Below are 2,344 nucleotides of genomic sequence, written 5' to 3' on the forward strand. Positions count from 1 at the left end.
AAATAAGGGGCGGCGCTTGTCGCCCCTTTTATTTTAACTATTCCAATTCTAGACAATTCAATATAAAATAGAGCCTATGTTAGCCCTTTTATTAAGCCTAATAATAAGCGCACTAAGCATTTTAATTGTAGGTTATATAATCCCTGGGTTTTCGGTTCAGGACTTTGGCTCTGCGCTTATAGCAGCAGTTGTTATAGGTATTATTAATGCAACTATAGGTATCTTTCTAAAAATTATCACAATCCCGATATCTATACTTACTTTTGGCATATTCTTTTTAGTAATAAATGCTCTTATGCTGATGTTCGCATCGTCACTATTATCACCAGGATTTAGTGTTAGCGGTTTTTGGGCGGCCTTTTTCGGCGCTATAGTACTCGCAATAGTGAATATGCTGATTAGAGGTTTGATAGGCGCTGGAAAGTAAAACTACTTATGAGGCTCGACTATTATCTTTATTGAGTCCCCGCCCTGCTCGACCATACGAAATCCCTCTCCAGTTTCAGAAAGCGGAACTCTGTGAGTTACCATATCGGCAACATTTACTCTTCTTGAGCTAATTAGCTCGAGCGCAATAGCCAAATCCTCAGGAGATGCTGCGTAGGAGCTTAGTGTTTTCACTCCAGACCACCAATAGTCGTTAAAAGGAATCTCAATTTTAGTATCAGGCCCTGAAGGTGCAAAAAATAAGATCGTACCTCCGGGCTCAACTAGATCAAAAGCTTGCTCTAAAACCGGTTTTGCACCAATACATACCGCAACAAAATCTGCGAGTCTGCCGTCATTAACCTCTCTAATATGAGAGGCAATATCTTTATCTGCATGAATTGGATAATCGGCTCCAAACTCTTTCGCAATACTGAGTTTGTAATCACTAATATCCGTAGCAATTATTTTCCCTGCGCCCTGTGCCTTTGCTAGTTGAACATGGAGCAGCCCTGTCATTCCGCTGCCCATTACAGCCACTGTGTCGGTCATCTGAAACCCAGCCAAACGCTGACCTCTCACAACACAGCCAAGAGGTTCTACGAATGAAGCTTCTTCATAACTAACATTATCCGGGAGCTTTAGCACTCCACGGTCCACATTAATCTCAGGGATACGTATATATTCAGAGAATCCACCCGGGTCAAAGCTAGTTGATCTAAGAGTTGGACAAGCGGAATGATTTCCTCTTAGACAGTGATAACAGGTGTTACAGGGAACATGATGAGTTGCAATAACGCGCTCGCCAACACTGAATTTAGAAACTTTATCTCCAACCTCAACTACCTCACCCGCAATTTCATGCCCTAAGACTAAAGGGGCTTTTGGTAGTCTGTACCACTCCATAAGGTCACTTCCGCAAATACCGCTTGCATAGACGCGGATAAGAATTTCAGAAGGACCAATTTTTGGAACGTTCATCTCCTCAAGCCGCACGTCCGCATTCTTGTAGTACATTGCTACTTTCATAGTTATATTCTGAAAATGTTCTGCCAGAGCCTAGGCGTTTGCCGCCTTCTTCGTTTCCTCTTCCTTAAGACTAAGGAATATGTCATGAGCCTGCTTTGCATTGTTGTTCTCATGAACAATTGACCTGATGGCTCTTAACACTGCAACCGGATGATCGTTTTGCCAAATGTTTCTTCCCATATCAACGCCAATTGCGCCCTGCTCAAGTGCATTGTAAGTCATTTCAAATACGTCCATCTCAGTTTCAAGCTTGGGTCCACCTGCTATCACAATAGGCGCTGGGCAACTGGTTGTAACTTTCTCAAAATCCTCACAGTAATATGTTTTTACAATATGAGTTCCAAGCTCTGCACATATACGGCAGCAAAGTGAAAGAAAACGAGCATCTCTTTTCTCAAGCTCTTTCCCTACAGCAGTGATCCCTAGTACTGGAATACCATATTCTTCGCCCTTATTAACCAGCTCTGCAAGATTTAATAGTGTTTGGCTCTCATAATCGCTTCCGACAAAGACTGATATGCCAACTCCGGCTACGTTTAATTTAATAGCATCTTTAAATGAAGTAGTAATACCTTCATCTGCAAGATCGGCTCCAATGATGCTTGATCCGCCTGAGACTCTGAGAACGACATTGGCGCCTGAATCCGGGTCAACTGACGTGCGGAGCACGCCTCTCGTAAGCATTATCGTATCAGCATAAGGCATAAGCGGCTCAATGGTTTTGCGCGGTTCCTCAAGTTTATGTGTTGGCCCAAGGAAATAACCGTGATCAAACGCAAGCATAACGGCCCTTCCGGTTTTAGGGTTAATAATTCTTGCCATTCTATTTTTCATACCCCAGTCCATGACTTTACACCTCTCAATTTTAAGATTATTTCAGTCAAAATTT

The 2,344-nt window shown here is 42.6% G+C and carries 3 protein-coding genes; 1 reads left to right on the plus strand and 2 read right to left on the minus strand.

The genetic code is table 11. The features are described from left to right. Positions 1–76: 76 nt before the first annotated feature. Positions 77–427, plus strand: a complete 351-nt coding sequence (locus tag AAF462_11640) for a phage holin family protein (GenBank protein MEM7009775.1) — start codon at positions 77–79, stop codon at positions 425–427. 2 nt (positions 428–429) lie between these two features. Here the strand turns inward: AAF462_11640 and AAF462_11645 are convergent, their stop codons facing one another. Continuing rightward, complete coding sequence (locus AAF462_11645; GenBank protein ID MEM7009776.1) at positions 430–1,455, minus strand: zinc-dependent dehydrogenase; 1,026 nt, start codon at positions 1,453–1,455, stop codon at positions 430–432. Positions 1,456–1,485: 30 nt separating this feature from the next. Next, the gene (gene lsrF / locus AAF462_11650) at positions 1,486–2,319 is read right to left on the minus strand and encodes a 3-hydroxy-5-phosphonooxypentane-2,4-dione thiolase (protein ID MEM7009777.1); all 834 of its coding nucleotides are present in this window, start codon (positions 2,317–2,319) and stop codon (positions 1,486–1,488) included. Positions 2,320–2,344: the final 25 nt, after the last annotated feature.

This window comes from Thermodesulfobacteriota bacterium, assembly GCA_039028315.1.
GTDB lineage: Bacteria > Desulfobacterota_D > UBA1144 > Nemesobacterales > UBA2774 > CR02bin9.